We start from the raw sequence: 21,531 nt of genomic DNA, 5'->3' as shown, positions 1-21,531 counted from the left end.
TCCAATGAATCTTTCTGTCCATTACCATTCATAGATGGATGAGTCAGCCGAACGGCTCGCCCGGGACCTCGCCCCGAGACTGGCCCTGCTGCGCGCGGTCGCCACCGAGGCACACGTCACCCGAGTCGCGGCCCTGCTGGACGTTCCCCAACCGACCGTGAGCCGGTGGCTCGCCAGGCTCGGCACCGAGTTGGGGACTCCCGTGGTGATGCGGAAGGGCCGCGGCATCCGCCTCACCCGCGCGGGCGAACTGCTCGCCGAGGCCGCCGAACACGCCCTCGCGGCCCTGGAGCCGGGCTGCCGTCGCGCGCTGGACGAGGCCGATCCCGATCGCGGGCGCGTGGCATTGGCGTTCCTGCACACCATGGGCGGGGTGCAGGTGCCCGAGCTGCTTCGAGGCTTCCGTCTCCAGCGCCCGTCCGTGCGCTTCACCCTCGGCCAGGCGCCGCACGAGACGATCCTGTCCCAGCTGCGCAACGGCTGCGTCGACCTCGGCCTGACCTCGCCGCTGCCGACCGACGATCCGGATCTGCGCTGCGCCCCGCTGTTCGAGCAGCCGCTCGTACTCGCCGTCGCCGCCGGGCACCGCCTGGCAGGCCGCAGCAGGGTCCGCATCGGGGAGCTGGCCGACGAGGAGTTCGTCGGCCTCGAACCCGGCTTCGGGCTGCGGCAGATCACCGACGAGCTGTGTGCGGCGGCAGGCTTCACCCCCGTGCTGACGTTCGAGGGCCAGGAGACCGACACCGTGCGCGGTCTGGTGGCGGCCGGGCTCGGCATCGCGATGGTGCCCGTAGCCGACGCCGGTCCGCCGCCGGGTGTGGTGGAGGTCCGACTCAGCCCGAGATCCGGCCGCACGATCGGGCTAGTCTGGCTCGCGGGTCGCCCGATGACCTCGGCGGTCCGCACGTTCCGTGATTTCGCCATCGCCGCCCGCCACCACGCGACGCCGCCCCTCACTCGGCCTGACGACCCACGATCCGGTGACTCACCGGCAGGCGACACGGCGGCTCGAAGCGGTGGAGGCGGCCGCACCGACGCCCCGCCTCCGTGACACCTCGTCGCTCCTGACGTGCTTCCGCCGCCGGCAGTGCCCAGCCGCGTCCCGGTCGCGTCCCGTCCGCTTTCCCAGCCGCGTCCCAGCCGCTCCCGCTGGCGGACCGCCGCCCGCCGCGACGCGGCTCGGTTGCATCGCAGGCTCTCGTGGCACGGGCGCGCCCCGCGCAAGCCGTCCTCGCCGGGCCCAGCACGGGCCCGGCGGGGGCCGGGGCGTCACCTGAGCAACGGGCTGCGGCGACGTCCGGCGAGGCAGCACACCTCTGGAGCCTGCACACCGCACCGGACACCGCCCGAGAACCGCGAAGGCCGAGCACCCGGCGGCCGTCGGACACCGACGCCGCGACGTGGCTCAGGAGGACGGCACCTGCGAGGCGGCCAGTTCGATCAGTGTGCGGGCGGCGAAGCCGGTCGCGCCGGGATTGACCTCCGCGTAAGAACGATCGGCTCGGGCGGGACCTGCGATGTCGAGGTGGACCCAGGGCAGTCCGGCGGTGAACTCGCGCAGGAACAGCGCCGCCATCACGCCGCCGGGACCGGGCGGGCCCTGCCGGACGTCCGCCCAGTCGCCGCGCACGTCCTCGGCGTGGTCGGCGAGCAGCGGCATCCGCCACCAGGCCTCGCCGACCCGCTCGCCCGCCGCGGTCACCGCGTCGGCGAGGGCGTCGTCGGAGCTGAACAGGCCGCCGGTGCGCAGTCCGAGCGAGATCTTCATCGCGCCGGTCAGCGTCGCGACGTCCACGAGCACCGTCGGATCGAGCCGATCGACGGCGTAGGCGAGCGCGTCGGCCAGGACCAGCCTGCCCTCGGCGTCGGTGTTGACGATCTCGCTCGTCCGGCCGCCGAAGTGCGTCACCACGTCGCCCGGCCGATAGGCGGCGCCCGACACGTGGTTCTCGGCACTGGGCACGAGACCGGTGACCCGGATCGGCAGCCGCAACGTCGCGATGCCGATCAGCGCGGCGATCACCGAGGCCCCGCCCGCCATGTCGGTCCGCATCAGATGCATCCCGTCGGCGGGCTTGAGCGAGATTCCGCCGGTGTCGAACGTGATGCCCTTGCCGACCAAGACCAGGTGCGGCCCGTCGGCTGCGCCGGCCGGCCGCCAGGCGAGTTCGATCAGCCTGGACGGGCTCGCGGAGCCGCCGCCGACCGCGAGCACACCGCCGAAGCCGTGCTCGGTCAGCCACTGCTCGTCCCGGACGGTCACCGCAAGATCCGGATGCCCCGCGCCGACCGCCACCGCCGCCTCGGCCAGCCAGTCGGGGTTCTTGACGTTCGACGGCGCGTTGGCGAGGTCTCTGGCCAAGGCGGTCGCCGAGGACACCGCGACCGCACGGTCCACTGCGGAGGTCACCGCCGCCACCGTCTCCTCTGGCGTCTCCGCCGGCAGCACGAACGTGACGGCCGTCGGCTTCGGCGGGCGTTCCCGCCCGGTCACGGTGAACCGATGCGAGCCGAGGGAGGCGCCGATGACGAGCGCGGTGATCTCGGCGTCGTCCAGGGATGCGGGGAGCAGCAGGCTGACCTCCTCGACGGAGTCGAGGCCCGCCTCATGGGCGTGTGAATCGTGCTCCTCGGCGCTGCGCAGCACGGCGGCGCCTGCGGCACGCCAGTCGGCGGGCGAGCCGGTTCCGACCCCGAACATCCACCTCGGCGGGGCCTCGCCGAGGCCGACCCGCTCGACCCGGCCGACCTTGCCGCGGAATCCCGCGACTCGTAGACGAGCGCAGTCCTCGACCAGGTGATCCGCGCCGCGCGCAGGCAGCGGCGCGTCGGCCTCCGTCTCACCGGTATGGCGTGGCGTCTCGGCGGAGAACACCGGCCAGGCGTGGATCGACGCGGGTGCGGGGGCGCCGATCAGCACGCGCAGCCGAGGTGGCGACACGGGGACGTCGGGCAGGGTGTCGAGAGACAACGCAGCTCCTGCGTGAAGTCGAATGGGGCAGTCGAAGGCCCCGGCATCCTGTCGAGGAAGCCGGGGCCGGGACTCCGCTGAGGGCAGTTCAGGCCGACCACGGCAGGCGGACCGCGTCGTGTCGGCCTCGCCTCACCCCACGGCGGCGTTCAGTGCATCGCCAAGGTTACTGGCCTCCTCTGCCGACATCTCGACGACGAGGCGCCCACCACCCTCGAGCGGGACCCGCATCACGATGCCGCGTCCCTCCTTGGTGACCTCGAGGGGACCGTCGCCGGTCCGGGGCTTCATGGCCGCCATAGCGTGCTCCCTCCATCAACACTTCCCCGCCCGACGCACCGCACCGCTCGTCGGGCACGCGAGCATTCTCCCCCATCTGGACGCAACCGTGAAACCGAACCATCGGCTTGGCATCGCAGAGCGTATGCACACAACGCTGGTCGAGCGGGCAAACGGGTGTCAGACTCGGCTGTCGTGCGAGCTCGGTCAGCATTGTTCGATCTCTTCGGCGGTCACCTGCGCGGCAGGGGCGGCGCCGCGACGATCGCTGCGCTGGTACGGCTGTTGGAGCCGTTGGGATTCGCCTCCCCCGCCGTGCGGACCGCAGTGTCCAGAACAGTGCGTCAGGGCTGGTTGACGCCGGTACGGCTGCCCGACGGGCCCGGTTATTCGTTGACGGCCAAGGCCGAACGTCGCCTGGACGAGGCGGCCGCGCGCATCTACCGAACCCGTCCCGACGACTGGGACGGCCGCTGGCACATCCTCGTCTTGGAGGGGCTGCCGGGGCGGCCTGCCCGCGACCGGCTCACCTCCTCACTTCGGCTGCTGGGATACGGAGAACTCGGTCCGGTGACCTGGGTCGCACCCCGTCCCGCCGAGGAGCTGTCGGACGTCCTGGCGGTGGAGTCCACGCGCGCGAGCAGTTTTTCGGGCACTCATCAGGGTGACGATGGAGAGCTGGCGCGTCGCGCGTGGAACCTCGATGCCCTGGCCGAGGACTACTCGGCGTTCATCCAGGACTGGGAGGGCCGCCTCGCCGTCGTCGACGCGGCCGACGACGCGGCGGCGTTCGCGGCCGGTCTCGAACTGCTGCACGCCTGGCGCGGCTTCCTGTTCCGTGATCCCGGTCTCCCGGCCACTGTGCTTCCTCGAGAATGGGGCGGTGACCTGGCCGCCGCGTTCTTCGACCGACACACCGCTCGGTTGGCCCCGGCGGCGGATCGGTTCGTTCGGCTGTGTCTGGCGAGCAGTGCAGGGTCACCCGCCGACTCATCACCTGACCAGGGTGAGGGGCGGCAGGATTAGGAGAGGAGTGCCACCGTGCCCGATCGACCAGCGTCTCCCCACCCCACCGAGGAAGTCCGTGGAACCGACGGTCTTCGTGCCACCGAGGAGATCCGCCCCGCAGGCGGGGAGCCGAGTCCCGTCGCCCGACCGGGGTCGGCAGGCGAGCGCGGTCCCGGCGGCGGAGGGGACCGGCCGCTCTTACTGATCGAAGACGATCACGGTGTGCGCGTCCTGACCTTCAACCGGCCCGCCGCGTTCAACTCGTTGACGGTGCAGTTGAAGAACGATCTGCTGGCCGCGCTGCGCGATGCGGCCCAGGACGATGCCGTCCGGGCGCTGGTGATCACCGGTACGGGCCGCGCGTTCTGCGCTGGTCAAGACCTCAAGGAGCACATCGCGCTGCTCCAGGCAGGCGACGAGGCGCCGCTGCACACGGTGGAAGAGCACTACAACCCGCTGATCGAACTCGTCACCTCGATGCCTAAACCGGTCATCGCGGCCGTGAACGGCACGGCGGCCGGGGCAGGGGCCTCGCTGGCCTACGCAGCGGATCTGCGCATCGCCGACCGGTCGGCCAAATTCCTGATGGCCTTCGCGGGCGTCGGTCTCACCGCCGACTCCGGTGCCTCCTGGACGCTGCCTCGCCTGATCGGCTACGGACGGGCGATGGAGATGATGCTGCTCGGGCAGCCGGTGACGGCCGAGGAGGCCCTGCGGGTCGGGATGATCAATCGACTGGTGGAGGACGGCGAGGCCGGGGCCGCCGCGCGGGAGCTGGCGGGCCGGTTGGCGGCGGGTCCGACGACGGCCTACGCGAAGATCAAGCAGACGCTCCGGGCCGCCGCGTCGAGCGAGTTGACCACGGCGCTGGCCACCGAGGCCCGGACTCAGGCCGAGGCGGGGCAGACCGTCGATCACCGGGAGGCGGTCGACGCGTTCGTCGCCAAGCGCGAGCCGAGGTTCCTCGGCCGCTGACCGTCGAGACAGCCGGCCCGTCCGAGACGACCAGTCGTCTCGGACGGGCTCCTGGTCGGGGCCGGGGGCCGTCCGAGCCGCCGGACAAGGCTGGCCGCCGCAGGCGCTCGTGACCCTCCCGCGACCGCCGCTCGATCCGTAGACGGGGCCGGCGGCTGCCGCGACGCCGGACAGTGGTCTCGGACGCGGCAGGCCGACCGCCTCGCTCGCGAGGTCGCCGGGCCGACCCCGCGAATAGAGGTGAATGCCATTTCTCCGGTGGCCGAGTCGACCCGCCGGGAATTTCGCAGCACTTCTCCCGAACAGCCACGCGTCGACCTCGCGAATCACCATTCCAGGGGCGCCATGACTGCTAGTTTGACCGACGGCGAATGCACTGCGGCCGCGAAAGACGCACCGGGGATCGAGAACGGACTCCGGCGTGGGTTCGAGGTGATGGCATCGACGTCGGGGCGGTGAAGTCGGTCGGGATCGGAACGCGGCGAATGGAGTAGTCGACCCAGACGAACCGGCCCCGACCTGCGACGAAGACGATCACGCTCCCGAACCGGTGCCGAGGCAGGCCGTCGGGTGACCGGCAGAAGGCCTGCGGTCCGGTCGGCAGGCGAGCATCCAGGGAACGGGACGACGATGGACATCGAGGACGGGGAATCCGAATCCGGAATCCCCTCGCACCGATATGAAGGTTATTCGCTTCACGAGAAGTTCGACTGGGTGCAACACGGTCACGGCCCTGCTGCGGCAGAAGAAGTCCGAGAGGGCCTGAGCATCCTGGCCGACGCGATGGCGGAGTCCGATCTCACGCTCCGCTCGGCACTGCGACCGCTGGGCATCGAATGGCAGGGCGCCGCTGCTGTCTCGGCGGGCGCGGCCTTCGCGCTGGTCGCCGACTGGAGTCTGGTCTGTGGTGTCTCCGCGCACGACGGAGGCATCGGCGTCGCCGTCGCGGGCGCGGGGTTCGCCGCCGTACGGGTCCAGGTGGAGGCACCCGGGTCGGTCGTCGGCGGTGCGAGTATCGACGTCCTCACGGGTCCGTTCGGCGGACAGTCCGATCGCACGCAGGTCGCGGAGGCCGACCGGGCAAGGGACGACGCCGCGAATCGGGCGCTGTACGCCTACGAGGACACGGTGCGCGACGCCGTCGGCTCGCTGCCCTCGCTCGCCGCACCGCCGGTCATCGCGATCTCGGTGAGCGCATCGGCGACTACCGGGAGCCCCGCAGACCGCGGGCACGGGGACGGCCACCGCGCGAGCCTCCCCGGCGCCGGGGCGGCCGACCCCGGCTCGGCTCGGACCGAGTCGAGGACGCCCGTTGCGGGCGCGCAGCCGCCCGCAGCCGTATCGCCCACACGGACCGGCGGGCTGTCGACCGGACTCGCCCTCCCGGCGCAGCAGGCTGCGGCGACGCCGTCGGCTTCCCTGCCGACGCCGCCGATCCGGCTGCCCGCCCCGCACCCGCAGGCGCCCTTGATCAGCGGCGCGTCCGCAGGCCCGGCAGGAGCGCCGCCGATCGGTGTACCCCGTACCGGCACCGGGTCGCCGCCATCGACGGGCGGCGGCACAATCGGCGGCGGGCAGCCGGTGCCCGGCGACCGGCTCGGCGCGCGGTCGGGGAACGGCGCAGGCCGCACCGGCCGAGTCGGCGACGCAGCGAGCGGTGCGGCCGACCGGCCGACGAGTTCCGGGAGCGGGCCGACGCACCGCAGCGACCCTGCGGAGGAGACGTCCGGCGAACGTGGTTTCGCCGCCGTCGCGGGCGTCCCGGCCGCCCTCGGTCTGCCGAACGGAACGGTCTCGACGCCGTCGTCCTTCGGCAACGCAGGCCCGCCGGGCGACACCCCCGGTTCCCACCTGCGGCCGCGCGGGGCCGCCGGGGCGGTCCGCCCGCCTGCCGCCGAGCCGGACCGCTTCGACCCGCAGGCCGCCAGGCAGTCGAGCGCGGCCACCGCAGCGCATGCTGAGGACGTCGGGCCGGATCACGCAGGCTTCGACACCACGGGAACGACGCTGTTCACCGTGGACGGACTGGCCTCACTCGCCCCTGCCGTCCTCGGCGCGGACACGTCCGGCGAGCCGCAGTGATCGCCGCGCCGCGCAGGCAGGCCACGTTCCTGCTGTCCGCCGTCGAGTTCGACGTCTGCTGGGAGCTGCTCGGCCTCGGCGAGACACCGGTACAGCTGGGGCTGCCCAGTCCGGGCCGCACCAGGACAGAGCGGCGGCGAGTCGTCGAAGCCGCCGAGGCGACGCTCACCGCGCGCGGTCTGTTCCCCGGCCGGGAGCCTGCATCTGCCCTGGGCTCGGCCCTGCAACTGCTGGCCGCCTGGGAGTGGCTCGTCGACGCCCGCCTTGCGCTGCCGGAGATCGTCGATGCGATCGGTGCGGGACGGGCGTCGGCGGGGGCGGTGGCGGCGCGCAGAGGGGATCGAGTCTGGCTCGCAGCGCTGGAGGATCATCAGGTGATCCCGGAGCTGCTCGGTCTCGCGGGTGACGTTCCGCCGGGCGTCGGCGAGTCGGCCAGCGTTCGCGTCGTCGCGTTGACCGCCGCCGCACGCATCGCACACTGCGACCCGCAGCTCCTCGCCGCAGAGCTGACCGCCAGAGGAGAACGGGCCGCCGATGCCGCAGAGCTGGCGCGGTTGTCCGCCGGACCGATCAGACAGGGCCAGTTCGGCGCGAGCACCGTCACGACGAGCGGGCGACGACGAGCCGGCCGTGTCGTGTCGTTCCACGACACCGTCGCCGGACGGCATCTCCAGCTGCGGCGCGGGACGGGCGACCAGGAGTGGGTCACGATCACGCCCGCGGACAATCGGAAGATCGCCGCCGCCCTGCGTGAACTGGCCGCCGAGGCACGGTGAGCGGTCCGGCGGGCAGGCCGTCCTCCGACGTCGTCCGCCGACGCAGGCTCGCGGTCTCGGTCGCTCACAGCCGCGCTGGGATCGAGGTCCAGCACCGTCGCCGCACTCGGTTCAGCGACTCGGCTCAGGGCAGATCGGCGAAGAGGTCGACGATCACGCCGTCGGGGTCCACCACCTGGGCATAGCGCTGGCCCCAGAAGGCATCCCACGGCGCAGCCGCACCTGCGTTGCCGGCCGCCACGACCCTGGTGTAGACCGCATCCACCTCGTCGGGGCTTGCCAGCCCGATCGCCAGACCGAGGCGCGGCCCGCCGCTTGGCGGCTGCCAGGTGGGCTTGATCTGCCGCATCAACTCCTCGGTGTCCCACATCAACCGCCCACCTCCTGGCAGCGCGGCGGAGTGATGCGGGTCCTCGGTCGGCTCGGAGATGTCCAAGCCGAGCAGTCGATAGAAGGCCACCGAGGTCGGGATGTCGCGAGTGACGATGCCGAAGGCGGTCGAGATCGCAGTCATGCCGGGAAGCCGACCAGCTGTCTCGCCAATCCGCGAACGCAGATCTGATTCATCTTCGGCCGGGTAGTTCACCGCGATCACCCGAGGACGCCGTGCCGGTCACCGAGGCTCCGACAACGGCCCCTCCTTGATCGCCCCGATGAACCGCGAGAATTCAGCGCCGGAAACGGACAGCATGCCACCATCCCGATTCTTCGTGTCGCGAATATCCACTAATCCGCCAACAGTCAAGCCGTTCACTCGCGACCGACACCGTACCTCGACACAGTCAGTCTGCCCACTAGCCGCCGCTTTACGCCAATTACTTCTACACTCCAGCATCACAATCATCCTCCAACTCGCGAACGAGACCTGCAAGGAATTCCAGGGACGCCGCAGGCGACAACGAATCGGCTGTCAATCTTGCACACACGTCCACATAGTCTCGAACATCCTGACCCGAGTACAGATACAGCGGCGCCCGGTAATGCTCCAGGTGAACGATGGGCTCCTGCTTCTTGAACTTCAACAACAAGAAGGCGCCTACCGGCGGCAACACCGCCTCGGCGCCGATGGGGTCCACCTGAACAGTGACGTTCGGATGCCTTGCCATTCTCATGATGTGCTCGATCTGATCGATCATCGTACTGCGACCGCCGACCAAGTATCGCAGCGCAGCCTCGCCGATCACAACCGAAAGCTCAACCGGATTTCGCTTTGTCAACAGTTCGCGGCGCGCCAACCGCACCCCGACCCGATTTTCAATCTCTCGCGCCGGCACACCGATAGCCGGCATCAAGGCTCGGGCATAGTCTCCGATTTGCAGAAGCCCTGGAATCAACAACGGGGCAGCACAGAAGATCGACGCCGCCGTGCGCTCATACTGGATGAGCGTCTTCAACTCCTTGTGTATACCTGGTATGCCAGGAAGAAGCAGATTCTCCTGCGGCGCGTATCGTGCCAACTCGACGATTCGATCGAAGTCGGTCTGCGAGACCCCCAGGGCTCCCAACAGGCGAGCGACTGACTCGACCTGCGGAACTCGCTCGCCGCGCTCCCAACGACTGATGGTTCCGTAAGCGATACCAAGCTCGCCAGCGAGCTCACGGACTGACCTACCAGTCGAGTTCCGGAGAGTGCGCAGCTCGGCGCCCAGCTCACGAGCACTTGGACTGCCACTGTTCGTCGCCATGCGGAGCAGCCTACGAGGCCCGGGGAGCATCTCAAGAACACCTGATCGGGGAATTGCCTCTTCGTGTCCGGACTCAAGAGTATGTGTCCGGACACATCAGGAGGAGCGCGTGATGGACATGCAGCAGGAGGCGTCGGCGGATGCCGCGGTGCCGGAGTGGGAACGAGCGCGAGAGCGGCATCCGGCGCGGAGCTTCGCGTTCTACCGCCTGTTTCACGGGCGAGACACGGTGTTCGGGCCGTGTAAGGCACAGCTGGAGATGTCGGAGTGCCGCCGCAGGCTGATCCTGCGGCCTGCCTGCGTATATCGGTTCGCGGTGTTGCTGGATCGTGCCGAGGTGTTGTTCCTGGTCCTCGGGCTCTCCGGTGACATCCGAAACGAGCTGCGAGTGGCACGGGAACGGCCGTTGGACGGCGAGCCCACGATGGCCGGGTTGACGGTCGAACAGCACGGCAGGCGACTGGGCATCGCGATCCGGTGGAGCACCGAGGAGATGGTGATGACCTTCAGTGCCGAGCAGCGAGAGGCATTGGTCGCACTCCTGCACACCGCCCTCGCGATGTTCCCCCTGCCCGGCTCGCATTCGCAGGCAGCACACGAGCCGATTGGGAAGCCGGCCCCGGCGACTGCACCCGAACAGGCCCGGACGCCGCGCGCCGCAGGCCCGGCAGCGACGCCGCATCCGGCAGCCGCCGGGGATGCGAGCAGGACGCCCGATCCGCCCGGCGCGGTCGGCGCGGTCGGCGCGGTCGGCGCGGTCGGCGCGGCCGGCGCGGTCGGCGCCGCCGGCGCGGCCGAGGAACGCGGTGGATGCCCCGCCGACGGGAAGAGCATGTGAGGCGAGTCGCGCATGACCGCCTTCCCCGAACCCGCCTGGCCGACCACCGACCCCGACGCCGCGTCCGCCCAGCGGTTCTCGTCACCACCCCGGCCACCGGGCCACTGCATACGCTGCACCGAGGACCGGCACCGCTGGCGTCGAACACACACCGAGGAGCACAGTCAGGTGATGCTGCTTCATCACCGCTGCGACTGTCCGAACTGCGGAGACTGCCCTGTGGCTCTCGTCCTCGCCCGCACCCCGTATCACTGGCGGGGGAGCCATCGAGGCGATGGCCCGCGGCCAAGACCGCCGACGCGCGTGCCCGTAGACAGCCGCCCCAGGCATCGTCACGGCGAGCGCAAACACCCGATGCGGTGCGCTCGGCTTCTCGACAGACTCCGTTCCAGCCCGCTGCTGCCACGCCGAGGCCCTGCGACCAGGGCACGACTGCACGGCCTCGCCGCCGGCCCGAACTGGGGATGATCGAATGACCCGCCGACCACCTCTGCCGGATCATCGCGGCCGACGGGACCATCTCAGCGGACGTCTTCCCCGGCAGGGCACCATGAGAGGCCTGGACGGTGGGTTGCCACGGGACAGAGAAGGTCGAAATCGAACTCGCGAGCCGCCGAGCGATGCGCTCCGTCGACACGAGCGGCGGTCCCGTCGCAGTCGGAGATGCTCAGGTCGAGATTCCCCATATCGGCGACGTGCCTGGGTGGTGGACTGCATCAGCTTTTCACACCTTCATCCCCGATGACGTCACAAGAATCGGCACGGACCTCCTGGCCGACAAAGCAGCGACCAAAAAGCCTGTGACCGCGTCGCCGAAGAACTCATCGCATTTCGACCATCGGACACAGATGTATTGACCAGCGCCAGTCGGAGAAATCCAACCATCCGCACCCCAGGGGAAGGCCCATCAACATAAAATGAGATCCCTTTCACGTACTCTCCTCTCGGTTACTCCGTTGGTGTGATTCGCGTCGTTCATGCTTGACGTCTACTCAGGACTGCTACCTTGATCGTCGGGAGTGTCGCGAGGCCGGCAGCAGTATGAAGGGGTACGGGGATGAGCGGGATCGAGAACCTGATCCAGCACAGCATCGAACGCGCGGGCCGAGCAGGTCAACAGGGCTACAACAACCGCATCGACTTCGGCGAGGGCGGGAACACCGGCGGGAGCACCATCAACCTGGCCGTCAACCCGGACAACGTCCTCCAAGCCAGAAAGGCACTACTAGACGAAGCAACCAGGCTGACTGCGGTGCTCGACAGTGTTGAGGACCGTCTGCGGATGGCACCGATGGGGGGTGATCCGGCATCGATCGACTTCGCCCGGGTCGTCACCGACAAACTCCGCGAGAACCCCGACTCCTACTTCCACCGCTGTCAGCAGTACGTCGACAACCTCGAAGCAGGCGCCCGCGCCCTGGCCGAGACCGCCCGGGAGTACGGCTACACCGAGGACGAGATCACCGACTCCCTCCAGACCGCAGCCGACGCCCTGCCCGGAGGACCCGATGCCTGACCGCACCACCACCCTGACCCTCGCCCTCGCAGGCATCATCGCCCTCACCATCACCGGCTGCACCACCGAGGTCACCGGACAACCCACCGCCCCAACCACCACCGACACCACCTCCCACCTCCCACCACCACCACAACACATCGACCTCAACCCCATCACCGATCCCTGCACCCTCCTCACCCCAGAACAACAAGACGAATACCAATTCGACCGACAACCCACCATCATCGACGACTACGGCCGCAACGACCTACGAGCCTGCCGATTCTCTAATCTAGAAAGACCCTCCTACAGCGTGGTGATCGTCCCCGGACCGACAGTGCCCGCCGACGGACTGATCGGCAGCCCCAACACCCACACCGAGATCACCGACGTCAACGGATTCCCCGCCGTACTCAACCACCTCATGGCAGACGCCGACGACCTCAGCTGCTTCATCGAAGTCAGCACCGCACCAGGACAATCCCTCGGCCTCCAATTCACCGACCGAGAAATCGGCCTCGAAAGCAACTGCGACAACGTCCAACGGGCCGCCAGCATGGCCATGGACACACTCATCCAACTCCACGGCAACTGACCATATTCACCGGGGGAAAGACATCATGTACACCGAGGCAGGTTCAGGCGATCAGATCCGCTACAACCGCTACGAAGGCTTCTCCCAACAGGAGAAGTACGAATGGATGCACGCGGAACAAGGTCCCGATGCGGCGGAGGGGGTTCGCACGGCCTTGAGTCAACTCGCCGACGCGATGGCCGAGTCGGATCTCATGCTGCGAGCCGCACTACGCCCGGACGGCCTGGAATGGGAGGGCGCCACCGCCAGCGCGCTGGGCGCCGTCGGTTCGCAGGCTGCCGCGTGGAGCCTGGGCAGCAGCGACGCCTCACAGGCCGCGGGAATGGGGATGATCGTCTCGGGTGCCGGGTTCGCCCAGACTCGCAACACCATCGAGCCCCCGGTCGAGGTGACCCCGCCCACGATCGGCGATGCGCTGGGGGCGGCCTTCTCCGGGCCGTACGGCGGAATGAATGATCAGGTGGAAGCGCTCCGTGCCGAGGTGGGCAAGGCCGACGCCGCCAATCGCGCGTTGTACGCCTACGAGTCGACCGTCAGGGAGTCCGCCAACAACATCAGCTCGATCCCGGTGCCGCCGCAGATCGCCGCAGAGTCGCCCTCGGCGACGCCCGGCCGATCCGACACGCCCGGTGCCGGTCTCGATCACGGCGGGTCGTACTCGATACCGCCCGCAGAGCGCGGCGGGCTGTCGGCGCCGGGTTCGCCCGAGCAGGACGCGCCTCGACCCTCCCCGGTCCAGCCGGCCCCGCCTGGGCCCGCGCCCTTCGAGCCGACGACACCGCCCCCGAGCGGCCAGCAGCCGCTCCCTCCGGCCCCGCCCGCCGAACCGGGTCCGCCTGCCGAACCGGGTCCGCCCGGCAGGATCGGCGTGCCGGAGGCGCCCTCGATCAGCCCGGATCTGCGCTCCCCCAGCCCGACCCCGCCCTCCTTCGGGCCTCCCGGTGGCGGCCCGATCGCCGCGCCGCCCTCCGGTGGCGGCGGAGGCGGCGGGGGTGGCGGATTCGGTCCGATCGGCGGCGGATTCGGCTCTCCCGGTGGCGGATTCGGCGGCGGGCCGCGTGGCGGTGGTTTCGGACCCGGCAGCGGATTCGGCGGTGGCCTCGGAAGCGGGCCCGGCTCGCCTGCTGGCGGCCAGCCGACGCCCGGCCGCATGGGGGTCGGCCCGGGAACACCCGCAGGCTTCGGGCCGGGAACGCCCGGAGCGTCCGGCGGCACCGGCCGCCCCGGCGCGGGTGGCGGGATGATGGGCGGTGGCGGGGCCGGAGCACCCGGCGGCCGGGGCGATGGTGCGGAGGACGCCGAGCACAGCGACCGCTTCGCCGCGCCCAGTGACGAGATCTTCGGCTTGGACGACCTCCCCCCGGTCGCGCCGGCAGTCTTCGGCGACGACATTCCCGAACACACCCGATGATCGGCACACCAGCCACCGAGCGCACTATGACGCTCTCCGCCGTGGAGTTCGACGTCTGCTGGGAGCTCCTCGGCCTCGGTGAGACACCCGTTCAGCTACGGCTGCCCAGTCCAGGCCGGACCTGGGCCGAACGGCGCCAGATCGTGACCGACCACCTGACTGCACTGGCCGGGCGAGGACTGGTCCGTGATCGAGAGCCCGTCGCCACGCTCGCCACGGCACTGGAGCTGCTGGTCCGCCATGAGTGGTCGGTCGACGCGGCTCTCGCCCTGGACAGACCGGTGAACGCGATCGGGGCGGTCAGGGGGACTGCCGGCGTGTCGGCCGTTCGGATAGGCGACGATGTGCGGCTCACCCCGCTGGACAGCAGGCAGGTGGTGACCACCATCGTCGCGCTGTCCGGCGAGGAGCGGGCCGCCGAGGGAAAGTCTCTCAGCGTCCGAGGCAAGGCCCTTGCGATGGCAACCCAGGAGGCCGGAAACGATCAGTATCTGTTCGCCGAGCGGCTCGCGGCGCACGGCGAACCACCGGCGGTGGCCCGCGCGTTAGCGCGGATGGCCGCCCGGCCGATCCGACAGGGCCAGTTCGGAGCGAGTGTGCTCGTCGCACCAGGCACTCGCAGACGCGCACGGCGGGTCGTCGCGTTTCACGACACCGAGGCGGGCCGCCATCTCCAGCTGCTCCGCAGGTCGGAGGGCGAAGACTGGCTGACGGTGACACCCGCCGACAACCGGAAGATCGCCACCGCCCTGCACGAGCTGCTCGCCGACGCCCGATCGGGCTGAGGCCGCGCATCGCGCCCGGCGGGTCCGAACCCCTCGACCCGAGAGTGGTCGGAGATCGAGCGTCTGCCGGGCCGACCTGGCGACACCGGGACGCCAGCCTGATCAGCGGCCGGACCCGGCGTGGCTCCGCCAGGTCCGCGGACCGCCCGCGCCACCCCGAGACCGGGTCGACTTCGGCAGGCGAGAGCTAGGCGACGCACATCGCGACGTAGGTCGGGCGGGGCGAGCGACGATCAGAACTCCGCAGGCAGAACTACTCCCCCACCGGCCCGGCAGCACCGACGGTCCGCACCCCGAGCCCGGTCGACCCCCTCAGTTCGGGTAGTCCCGGCAGAATCGGGCGAAGCTCGCGAGCGATCGGCGCAGCCCCCACTCGAATCCGGGCCGCAGGATCGCCCAGCCGAGGCCACCGACACCGCCCAGCGGCAACGTGAGCCGTTCCTCCCACAGGAATGTGCAGCGGTCGATGCCCGCGTGCGGCAGGATGCGGAATCCGCCCTCGCCTCGGACCAGCCGTCCGGTGTGCCGCACCCCGACCGCCCTCGGCGGGTCCCACTCGGTGATCTCCATGCGGTCCAGGAATCCGACGCCCCCGAATCCGGTGAAGGCGGCGAGCGTGGAGCCGACACTCGCCCCGTCGCCGCCGACGACATCCACCTCGGTGCCCAGCATCCACTCACCCTGACGCGCCCAGTCGGTCGCGGCGGCCCACGCCTTCTCGGCCCGCGTGGGCACCAGCACCCGCAACGCCACGTCGGCAGTGCTCATGACCCGCTCCTCCGTTCCTCGTCGCGCCGCGGTCCCTCGTCGCAGGCCGGGGCAGGCGGTGGTTCCGTCCCCGCAGCCGGCTCGGCGTCCAGGTGCGGTCCGACCCCGTGGTCCGCACTCGCGCCGCGATCTCGCTCAGTGCAGGCTTCCGCCTCCTCGGCGGAACCGGCCCAGGCGTCCGGCTCTGCGGGAGCCACGGCGCCGGCTGCGCCGGCTGGCAGGCCGTGGACCGCACCGGAATTCGCTCCCCGGCCCGAACCCGTTTCCAGGTCCGTCTCCTCCCGAGCGACGCCCGCCGCGCGGGCCGTCGAGTCCGAGCGGTGTTCGGCCAACTCCCGTTCCAGCTCCGCGACCCTGGTGCGCAGTACGTCGACCTCGACGGCGACCTTCTCCAACGCCCAGTCCACCTCGGTCATGCGATACCCCCGAACGGCCTGCTGGAATCGCAAGGCCCTGACGTCCGCACCGGCGAGGGACGTCTCGGGCAACGTCGTCGGAGTGACGCCTGGCGGGAGCGGAGCCAGCTCTTCACCGCTGCCGAAGACCACCGACACGAGGAGGAACACCACGGCGGCGACCAACAACATGACGGCGAGGTAGATGAGCAACGTGGTCACAGCCACAGATCGTGGCATGAGGCACCCGGCCGGTCACGCAGGGATCGTCGAGGCGAGGCGAGGGACGGCGTCAGAGCCGCAGGCTGCGCCCGGCGAGCCAGCCGAGCCTGCTCATCACCAGGACGGTGATCGTCATGATGACGACCATCCCGGTGTCCTGGAAGACCTCGGGACGCAGGAACATCCCCAACGCACACACCAGGAAGAGCGTGGTGCCGTAGATCAGGACCGCCAGGACGTTGAACCGGGTGAGCAGACTGCTGAGGGCGCGGGCCGAGGTGCGTCTGCCGAGCAGGCGAACGCAGAGCAGCAGAACGGCGACGATCACGCCGAGTACGACGCCGAGCCGCTCCGCCATGCCGAAGGCGAGTCCGGCCAGCGGATTGAGCGGCGGTCCGGGGAACGACTCCCAGGGACCGATGATCAGCCGCCTGCCGACCTCCCACATCAGGACCAGCAGGACCACTGCGGCCAGCAGCGTCCGCACGGTGCCGAGACTGTGACTCACGGCGAGTTCGGCCTGATAGTCCTCGGCGACCGCCTCGACACCACCGAACTCACGGATGGCGCGTTGTTCGGCACCCGCCGTGGAGAGCCCGCCGTCCCGGTAGGACTCGGCGGCGTCCTCCAGGCTGTGCCGTACCTCGGTGAGCAGTTCGGACTTCACCGATCCAGGGCCGTGCAGCCTGCGGTCGAGCGCGTCGAGGTAGTCCTCGATCATGCCCGCGCAGGCCATGCACCGCCTCCGAGTACGCCTTCGATGGCCCGAGTGAACTCGTGCCAGGCGGTCCGCTCGGCCGCCAGCGCGCGTTCGCCCGCCGAGGTCAGAGTGTAGGTACGCCGCTGCCTGCCGCCGACGGTGCTCCACTCGCTTCCGACGTAGCCCGCGCGTTCAAGCCTGCGCAGGGCGGGATACACGGTTCCGGTCGGCAGGTCCAGGGCACCGCCGCTGCGGAGCTGCAGGGCCTCGATGATCGCGTAGCCGTGCAACTGTCTGCCGTCCAGGGTGGCAAGCAGGAGTGCGTCCAGATGACCGCGCAGCGCGTCCGACTTCACAACAAGAGTGTAGAACGTCACACGAAGCGCAGGTAGCAACGCTACTCATTGGTAGCATCCCGCCCGCTTGTCAGGCACCCGGCCATCCCAGGGCTCGCACACCTCTTACCAGCGACGATGCGACTGTCAACGGCCATCGCGCACCGCGACATCGGCTGGCCGCCGCCCGAAGGGCACCACAGAACTGTTGCGCAAGCAAACAATCGCGCGAACGCGAACTCGGCGATCAATCATCGGGAAATCATTGTCCGAACAAGGACAGTGCCACTCGAAAAGACCAATACTGTTGACGTCGAGTGAACAACACTACCGAATCCGCCGCACAAAGTAATCCGATAGCCTGACAACGCCGGAATACATTTCATTCCGTACGCAGTCAGTCGTAGCGTTACGACCAGCCGACGATTATCTTCGCTCGCTCGCGTTGGGACTGCCATGACCATTGACGACTCGACGACCCTTGACGAGCTGCCGCCCGCAGATCGAGACCGGGAACCGGACGATTCGCAGGACGCCACTCGATGTCTGTCCGCGGCGGCCCACCTCGACGCGGACTTCGCCGAGCTGGCGATCGAGCACTACCTGGGCGAGCCTCGCCGCAGCCTGCCGCCCTCCCCCGGCGTCGACTCCGCCGCAGTGCTTCAGGCGGCGTTGACCGCCCGCAGCCGTCGACTGCTGCGAGACGTCGCGCTGCTGGCGCTCCTGCTGCTGATGGGGATTCTCGACTCCGCCCTGCTGTTCCTCTGGGGCGTCCTCGTCGGCGCGGGATACCTGGCCAGGACGCTCGTGCGCGCGGCAGAGGCCCGAACGAAGACCACCGCACTCCGCGACCGAGGCCGACACCAGGTGAAGATCGTCCTGGTCGCCGCAGGCCTCCTGCCGCTCGCCCTGCTCGTCGTCGACGTCGCGCTCGGCACCGCCGAGATCGACGTCGCGCCGCAGATCGACCTCGGCGTCGTCGGTCCACTGCTGGTGCTCGCCACGTTCGGGATCCTGCTCGCCGACCAGCTCGTAGTGGACCGCACGCTGAAGTCGCGCCTGCGCAGGCACCGGTTCGGTGCGGCGGCGCCCGCCGCCCCCATGGAGCCGGAGACCGCCACGAGTCCGACGAACACCACGCCCGCAGAGACTCCGACGACCGATCCGTCGATCGACTCCGGCGGGGCGGCGGCGCGTCATCGTGGCAGGCTGGAGACCATTCGGCAGAACCAGCGGACCGCCGACGCAGGGGACGGCATGACGCACAACAACATCACCGTCTACGCGGGCGAACGCGCCTTCGTCGGGTCCGGCGACCTCGATCAGGCCTGGTCGATGGCGTTGCAGCTCGTGCCTGCCGAACCAGACGCCGGGCTGCCTCGCGAGCCGCTGCGTCCCCGTGATCTCTACCGGGCCGTCGACGAGGAGATGCGCTCGCTGCGCGAGTCGGACGCACTGGCGCCAAACCTGCGGCTGCGCACCATCGCGGGCGAGCCGCAGGCCATCGTCTCGGCGGCGGCGCTGTTACGACATCGACGGGATCGACTCGCCACCGCGATCCTGCCCTCCTCCGAGCACATGCCTGCGAGCAGTATGCCGGAGGAGGAATTGAACAACCTGGCCGACGGCTCTCGGGAATGGATCAGGCATTACCAGTGCTTTCGCGTCGAGAGCTGGGACCGGCAGCTGGTCATCTCGGTATTCCTGCACATCGGCTGTGACGACAAGACCCTGTACATCGAATGGAACTCGTTCCGACTCACGCCGATCGATGATCGGTTCACCTCGGACGACTGGCAGGAGCGAACGGTGCTCGGGGCGCTCGGCCGAGCGGCACGGGGCACCCTCCTGCTGCCCGGTTCGATCGCCCGGCGCGTGGCGGGGATCGGCCGATACCTCGGGGAACTGATCGGGCCGCGCCACCGCCCGACGAACGAGCACACCTTCGGGGCCGCCGTGAGCCTCCGCGAGCTGGCCGCCACCGGCCGGGCAGGCACCTACTTCCAGGAGTCGGACAGCTTCCGCTATCGCAAGATCCTCCAGCACCGGGCGCTCGCCGCGATCAGCACGCACCTTCGACAGCGGGGCTTCTCCACCACGGAGCTGCACCGCCGCAGCAACACGGTGATCGACGACACCGTGGTCGACGGCGGCGCCTACTCCGGGTCCACCGTGATCGGTCAGAAGAACAAGATCACCGTCGTACCGACCGAGCCCACCGGACACCAGGACAAGGCAGCACGCGCCTGAGCGGCAGCGCACCGAGCACCGGCGGCCACTCCGAGGTCGGCGGCCTCGCAGGCCGAGACACGGACACGCGGCCCGGCCCACACACCTGGCGGCCGCACCACCCGCCGAGCCGCGCGCAGTCGTGCTCGGCTTCGCCGGTCAGGCCATCGCTCGGAGCACGGCGGCAGGCGGGCGACTGCCCTCGATCGAGGCGACCATCTCCAGCACCTGCCTGGTGCGGCCGACCTCGTGCGCCCGGAACACCGCCGCGCCCTGCCAGGCGGCGACCGAGGTGGCCGCGAGGGTCCCGTCGACCCGGTCTCGCGGTCCCACGCCGAGCGTCTCGCCGATGAAGTCCTTATTGGACACCGCCAGCAGCACCGGCCAGCCGGTGTCGACCAGCTCGCCGAGCCTGCGCAGCAGCTCCAGTCCGTGCCAGGTGTTCTTGCCGAAGTCGTGCGTGGGATCGATCAGGATGCCCTCACGAGGCACCCCCAGGCGGACCATCCGCTCCGCACGCCCCACCACCTCGGCGATGACGTCGGCCACCACGTCGACGTAACGGACCCGGTGCGGGTCGGTGCGCGGCGGCAGGCCGCCGGTGTGCGAGCACACCAGCCCCACCTGAAACTCCGCCGCCACCTCGGCCAGGCCGGGGTCGGCCCCGGCCCAGGTGTCGTTGAGCAGGTCCGCCCCCACGGCGCAGACCTCCCTGGCGACCTCGGCCCGCCAGGTGTCCACGCTGATCACGAGATCGGGATGCCGCTCACGCACCTGGGCGACGAACGGCACCACCCGCTCGATCTCCGCCGCCACGTCGACGATCTCGCCCTGCGCACCGGCGCGGACGCCGCCGATGTCGACGATGTCCGCGCCCTCCTCGACCGCCCGCGCCACCGCCGCCAGCGCGGCGTCGGTGGCGAACGTGGCGCCCTGGTCGTAGAAGGAGTCTCTGGTGCGGTTGACGATGCCCATCACCAGCGCTCGATCGGAGACGATCTGGCGGGTTCCGAATCGCAGAGTAGGCACCTCTCGATGCTGCCACGAGCGGTCGGTCGGCGGCGGGGTCCCGCCCTCAGTGCACGTCCTCCCACGCCTGATAGGCCTCACCCACCACGCGCACCGCGTCGTCGACGTCGTCGGTCACGTGCAGCAGCGCCAGGTCCTTGTCGCCGATCTTGCCGCCCGCGTGGACGCTGTCACGCAGCCAGTCGTAGAGGCCTCCCCAATAGTCCCGGCCGAAGAGCACGACCGGGAACTTGGTGACCTTCTTCGTCTGGACGAGCGTCAGTGCCTCGAAGAGCTCGTCGAGAGTGCCGAAGCCGCCGGGCAGACCGATGAACGCCTGCGAGTACTTCACGAACATCGTCTTGCGGGCGAAGAAGTAGCGGAAGTTCACGCCGAGGTCGACCCACGGGTTGAGGCCCTGCTCGAAGGGCAGCTCGATGCCGAGCCCGACGGAGAAGCCGCCCGCCTCCTGACAACCCCGGTTCGCCGCCTCCATGGTGCCCGGGCCGCCACCGGTGATCACGGCGAAGCCCTCGCCCGCCAGCTCCGCGCCCAGCCTGCGGCCGATCGCGTATTCGGGGTGGTCACGCGGGGTGCGTGCCGAGCCGAACACCGTGACCGCCTTGGGCACCTCGGCGAGCGAACCGAAGCCCTCGACGAACTCGGCCTGGATCCGCAGCACCCGCCACGGGTCGGTGTGCACCCAGTCCGACGGGCCTCGGGAGTCGAGCAGGCGTTGATCGGTCGTGGTCGACTCGTCGCGTTGACCGCGTCGCAACACCACCGGGCCGCGCCGCTTCTCCTGCGGGTTCTCCTCCGTGCCGAGTCCGGTCTCCCCGGAGCGGTCGCCGTTCGTCGTCGAATCGGAGTCCATAACGCTCATGTGATCAGGGTAGGAGCAGAGCGTGACCGCCACGACGACGGCGGGCGTCTGTCCGCCGAATGTCGGGCCACGTTCCCCCGTCGGGCTC

21 protein-coding genes and 1 pseudogene are annotated in these 21,531 nt (G+C 70.0%); 11 read left to right on the top strand and 11 right to left on the bottom strand.

What is annotated here, in order from left to right; translation table 11 throughout:
* The first annotated feature begins 34 nt into the window (after positions 1 to 34).
* The gene (locus UA75_RS04675) at positions 35 to 1,051 is read left to right on the top strand and encodes a LysR family transcriptional regulator (RefSeq protein WP_083690626.1); all 1,017 of its coding nucleotides are present in this window, start codon (positions 35 to 37) and stop codon (positions 1,049 to 1,051) included.
* A gap of 354 nt (positions 1,052 to 1,405) precedes the next feature.
* Here UA75_RS04675 and UA75_RS04670 read toward each other — a convergent pair whose 3' ends face one another.
* The gene (locus UA75_RS04670) at positions 1,406 to 2,821 is read right to left on the bottom strand and encodes a peptidase M17 (RefSeq protein ID WP_075743405.1); all 1,416 of its coding nucleotides are present in this window, start codon (positions 2,819 to 2,821) and stop codon (positions 1,406 to 1,408) included.
* Between the two features lie 282 nt (positions 2,822 to 3,103).
* Positions 3,104 to 3,271, bottom strand: coding sequence for a DUF3117 domain-containing protein (locus UA75_RS04665; protein WP_075739184.1), 168 nt, complete (start codon positions 3,269 to 3,271; stop codon positions 3,104 to 3,106).
* 174 nt (positions 3,272 to 3,445) lie between these two features.
* On the opposite strand from UA75_RS04665, the gene UA75_RS04660 reads away from it, so the two are divergent.
* The 4 genes from UA75_RS04660 (at position 3,446) to UA75_RS04645 (ending at position 8,091) form a co-directional block, all read left to right on the top strand.
* Positions 3,446 to 4,276, top strand: coding sequence for a PaaX family transcriptional regulator C-terminal domain-containing protein (locus tag UA75_RS04660; RefSeq protein WP_075739182.1), 831 nt, complete (start codon positions 3,446 to 3,448; stop codon positions 4,274 to 4,276).
* 183 nt (positions 4,277 to 4,459) lie between these two features.
* A complete protein-coding gene (locus tag UA75_RS04655; RefSeq protein WP_075743404.1) occupies positions 4,460 to 5,233 on the top strand; it encodes an enoyl-CoA hydratase-related protein in 774 nt (257 codons plus the stop codon).
* A 570-nt stretch (positions 5,234 to 5,803) separates the two neighbouring features.
* Entirely contained in the window at positions 5,804 to 7,315 is a 1,512-nt protein-coding gene (locus tag UA75_RS04650) for a hypothetical protein (RefSeq protein ID WP_232251159.1), read from the top strand.
* Positions 7,312 to 8,091, top strand: a complete 780-nt coding sequence (locus UA75_RS04645) for an ESX secretion-associated protein EspG (protein WP_083690625.1) — start codon at positions 7,312 to 7,314, stop codon at positions 8,089 to 8,091. The genes UA75_RS04650 and UA75_RS04645 overlap by 4 nt, the downstream gene beginning before the upstream one ends.
* A gap of 124 nt (positions 8,092 to 8,215) precedes the next feature.
* Here the strand turns inward: UA75_RS04645 and UA75_RS04640 are convergent, their stop codons facing one another.
* The 3 genes from UA75_RS04640 to UA75_RS04630 form a co-directional block, all read right to left on the bottom strand.
* Entirely contained in the window at positions 8,216 to 8,605 is a 390-nt protein-coding gene (locus tag UA75_RS04640) for a VOC family protein (protein ID WP_075739178.1), read from the bottom strand.
* Positions 8,606 to 8,704: 99 nt separating this feature from the next.
* Positions 8,705 to 8,926, bottom strand: a complete 222-nt coding sequence (locus UA75_RS04635; RefSeq protein WP_157433993.1) for a DUF397 domain-containing protein — start codon at positions 8,924 to 8,926, stop codon at positions 8,705 to 8,707.
* Complete coding sequence (locus UA75_RS04630; RefSeq protein ID WP_075743402.1) at positions 8,913 to 9,776, bottom strand: helix-turn-helix domain-containing protein; 864 nt, start codon at positions 9,774 to 9,776, stop codon at positions 8,913 to 8,915. The genes UA75_RS04635 and UA75_RS04630 overlap by 14 nt, the downstream gene beginning before the upstream one ends.
* Before the next feature lie 112 nt (positions 9,777 to 9,888).
* Here UA75_RS04630 and UA75_RS32535 point away from each other — a divergent pair, with 112 nt between their 5' ends.
* The 5 genes from UA75_RS32535 to UA75_RS04605 all read left to right on the top strand — a co-directional run bounded on the left by UA75_RS32535 (position 9,889) and on the right by UA75_RS04605 (position 14,903).
* On the top strand, positions 9,889 to 10,614 hold the full coding sequence (locus UA75_RS32535) for a hypothetical protein (RefSeq protein WP_075739170.1): 726 nt from the start codon (positions 9,889 to 9,891) through the stop codon (positions 10,612 to 10,614).
* A gap of 1,057 nt (positions 10,615 to 11,671) precedes the next feature.
* Positions 11,672 to 12,130: a hypothetical protein gene (locus UA75_RS04620; RefSeq protein WP_075739169.1), complete on the top strand. Its 459-nt coding sequence runs from the start codon at positions 11,672 to 11,674 to the stop codon at positions 12,128 to 12,130.
* The gene (locus tag UA75_RS04615) at positions 12,123 to 12,707 is read left to right on the top strand and encodes a DUF3558 domain-containing protein (protein ID WP_075739166.1); all 585 of its coding nucleotides are present in this window, start codon (positions 12,123 to 12,125) and stop codon (positions 12,705 to 12,707) included. The genes UA75_RS04620 and UA75_RS04615 overlap by 8 nt, the downstream gene beginning before the upstream one ends.
* Before the next feature lie 25 nt (positions 12,708 to 12,732).
* Positions 12,733 to 14,118 (top strand): hypothetical protein, encoded by a 1,386-nt coding sequence (locus UA75_RS04610; RefSeq protein WP_075739165.1) that lies wholly within the window; start codon positions 12,733 to 12,735, stop codon positions 14,116 to 14,118.
* A gap of 26 nt (positions 14,119 to 14,144) precedes the next feature.
* The gene (locus UA75_RS04605) at positions 14,145 to 14,903 is read left to right on the top strand and encodes an ESX secretion-associated protein EspG (RefSeq protein WP_198044222.1); all 759 of its coding nucleotides are present in this window, start codon (positions 14,145 to 14,147) and stop codon (positions 14,901 to 14,903) included.
* Positions 14,904 to 15,215: 312 nt separating this feature from the next.
* Here UA75_RS04605 and UA75_RS04600 read toward each other — a convergent pair whose 3' ends face one another.
* The 4 genes and pseudogenes from UA75_RS04600 to UA75_RS04585 all read right to left on the bottom strand — a co-directional run bounded on the left by UA75_RS04600 (position 15,216) and on the right by UA75_RS04585 (position 17,344).
* On the bottom strand, positions 15,216 to 15,671 hold the full coding sequence (locus UA75_RS04600) for an SRPBCC family protein (protein ID WP_075739161.1): 456 nt from the start codon (positions 15,669 to 15,671) through the stop codon (positions 15,216 to 15,218).
* A 308-nt stretch (positions 15,672 to 15,979) separates the two neighbouring features.
* Positions 15,980 to 16,288 (bottom strand): annotated as a pseudogene (locus UA75_RS34330) (DivIVA domain-containing protein); the annotation flags it as partial.
* Between the two features lie 70 nt (positions 16,289 to 16,358).
* Positions 16,359 to 17,009, bottom strand: a complete 651-nt coding sequence (locus UA75_RS04590; protein ID WP_157433991.1) for a permease prefix domain 1-containing protein — start codon at positions 17,007 to 17,009, stop codon at positions 16,359 to 16,361.
* Entirely contained in the window at positions 17,006 to 17,344 is a 339-nt protein-coding gene (locus UA75_RS04585; protein WP_075739157.1) for a PadR family transcriptional regulator, read from the bottom strand. The genes UA75_RS04590 and UA75_RS04585 overlap by 4 nt, the downstream gene beginning before the upstream one ends.
* Positions 17,345 to 17,779: 435 nt before the next feature.
* On the opposite strand from UA75_RS04585, the gene UA75_RS04580 reads away from it, so the two are divergent.
* Complete coding sequence (locus tag UA75_RS04580; protein ID WP_075739155.1) at positions 17,780 to 19,573, top strand: hypothetical protein; 1,794 nt, start codon at positions 17,780 to 17,782, stop codon at positions 19,571 to 19,573.
* A 138-nt stretch (positions 19,574 to 19,711) separates the two neighbouring features.
* Here UA75_RS04580 and folP read toward each other — a convergent pair whose 3' ends face one another.
* The gene (gene folP, locus UA75_RS04575) at positions 19,712 to 20,581 is read right to left on the bottom strand and encodes a dihydropteroate synthase (protein WP_157433990.1); all 870 of its coding nucleotides are present in this window, start codon (positions 20,579 to 20,581) and stop codon (positions 19,712 to 19,714) included.
* Between the two features lie 46 nt (positions 20,582 to 20,627).
* A complete protein-coding gene (locus UA75_RS04570; protein WP_075739153.1) occupies positions 20,628 to 21,434 on the bottom strand; it encodes a TIGR00730 family Rossman fold protein in 807 nt (268 codons plus the stop codon).
* Between the last annotated feature and the right edge of the window lie 97 nt (positions 21,435 to 21,531).

This window comes from Actinoalloteichus sp. GBA129-24 (assembly GCF_001941645.1).
Lineage (GTDB): Bacteria > Actinomycetota > Actinomycetes > Mycobacteriales > Pseudonocardiaceae > Actinoalloteichus_A > Actinoalloteichus_A fjordicus.
Note: the sequence above shows the minus strand (reverse complement) of the source record. Positions and strands in the feature narration are given on the sequence as shown.